The 1,703-nt window shown below is 61.2% G+C and carries 1 protein-coding gene and 1 pseudogene; both read right to left on the reverse strand.

Annotated elements, in window-relative coordinates; all coding sequences use genetic code 11:
* Nucleotides 1–213: pseudogene (locus WAN02_RS07990) on the reverse strand (hypothetical protein); the annotation flags it as partial.
* The gene (locus WAN02_RS07995; protein WP_422263622.1) at nt 213–815 is read right to left on the reverse strand and encodes a non-oxidative hydroxyarylic acid decarboxylases subunit B; all 603 of its coding nucleotides are present in this window, start codon (nt 813–815) and stop codon (nt 213–215) included. The pseudogene WAN02_RS07990 and the gene WAN02_RS07995, both read right to left, overlap by 1 nt.
* Between the last annotated feature and the right edge of the window lie 888 nt (nt 816–1,703).

Genomic DNA, 1,703 nt, shown 5'->3' on the forward strand with positions numbered 1-1,703 from the left:
GCTGGACAGCGCACCCGGAGCTCCCAGCAAACGGAACCCGGACTGTGCCCCTTCGACGTTGTCGAACAACGGCGCCGGCCTCCCCTGCTCGGTCGACCGGCGGGTGATCGCGGCCGCCTCCAGCACGGGGCTGACCGGACGATCGATGTGCTCAACATCGTCGAGCGATTCCAGTACCCGCAAATACTCGCGTAGATCGGTGATCCTGGCCATCAGTCATTCACCACCTTGAGGTTTGACGCCTTCGCGTCCGGCACGCCGCTCCACCGTTTGGCGGTGGGCGATTCGATGCCGAACTGGTCCAGGATCCGGGTCACGATGTGATCGACGACGTCGTCCACGGACGCGGGATGGTTGTAGAACGCCGGCATCGGCGGCACGATGCTGGCGCCCATGCGCGCCAACGCCAACATGTTCTCCAGATGAATCTCACTCAGCGGCGTCTCACGCGGCACCAGCACCAGCCGCCGCCGTTCCTTCAACGTCACATCGGCTGCCCGGGCAATCAACCCGTCGGCGTAGCCCGACCGGATCGCCGCCAGCGTTTTCATACTGCACGGCGCGATCACCATACCGTCGATGCGGAAAGAACCCGACGAGATCGCTGCTGTCTGTTCATCCCACGAATAGACAGCGTCGGCCAGCGACTCGACATCGCCCACCGACAGCTCCGTCTCCAGGTTGATGGTCGCTCGCGCCCAACGCGAAAGCACCAGGTGCGTCTCCACGTCGGCGCGCTGTTGCAATTGACGGAGCAACTCGACACCGAGCACCGCCCCCGTGGCCCCCGTCATACCCACCACAATCCGCCTCATGCCACCCACCCCCACTCCGGCCGCACGACGCAACGGGAGTTGCGCCGTCGATTGGCGACGGCATGAAAGGCGGTGACAAGGGCTGGGATCAGCACTGGCCACAGGATCATCATGAATATCACGATTGGAAGGAGCATCACATCATCTACTTTCCTCCGCGAAGCGGATTGCGGGATTTGCATTTTCAACAACCCGCGCAACGTTGCGCGGTGTTCGCCCGGTCAGAGGCGATAGTCCAGCAGGCGGCCACCTGAACGCGTCACATGCCGCACCTCAGACCTGGCGGGTGCTGACAACCACTGCTTGATCTGTCGATGCACCGCGTCGTCGGTGCCACGAACCTCTTGTGTGATAACGAAATTGGGATTGAATCGGCTCGCAACCCACCGGCCCGCCATGATGTCAACACGCAGTAAGCAACCGTCGCGAGCAATTACGTGGCCCGTCGAATGGGGCATGATCATGACGTTCTCCTCCGTGGTGACTGACGAATCTCATGCAATCACCGCAGGTCAATGACAGTTAGACCCAAAAGCGGATGTTTTTGTCCCCACATAGAGGGATACGACCAGTGCACGGTCGCCGCCGAATGCTGCGTCCAAGACACCAAGTTGGCACTCACCCGCAACAAGGGGGTGCTTTTCTCACCCCACGGGGGCGTTTCACCATCCGACCCATTGACCCGTGCATTCGGCTGACAGACGCTGATGCCACCAGATGCGTTGCAGATCAACGCACTCTGCAAGCCAGCACTAACAATGAGGTGAAGAAATGCAAGCAACAGCGACGCTACTCGAAGACCCTACGATCAGCGGCGAGGACTTTAAATTGGCGATGCGCCGACTAGCGGGCGGGGTCAGCATCATCTCCGGCATCGGCCCCGATGGC

The sequence above is a fragment of the Mycobacterium sp. genome (assembly GCF_049281135.1).
Taxonomy (GTDB): domain Bacteria; phylum Actinomycetota; class Actinomycetes; order Mycobacteriales; family Mycobacteriaceae; genus Mycobacterium.

Excerpts from the sequence above, each read along its gene's own strand:
- WAN02_RS07995 (WP_422263622.1), bottom strand. The coding sequence starts at position 815 with ATGAGGCGGATTGTGGTGGGTATGACGGGGGCCACGGGGGCGGTGCTC.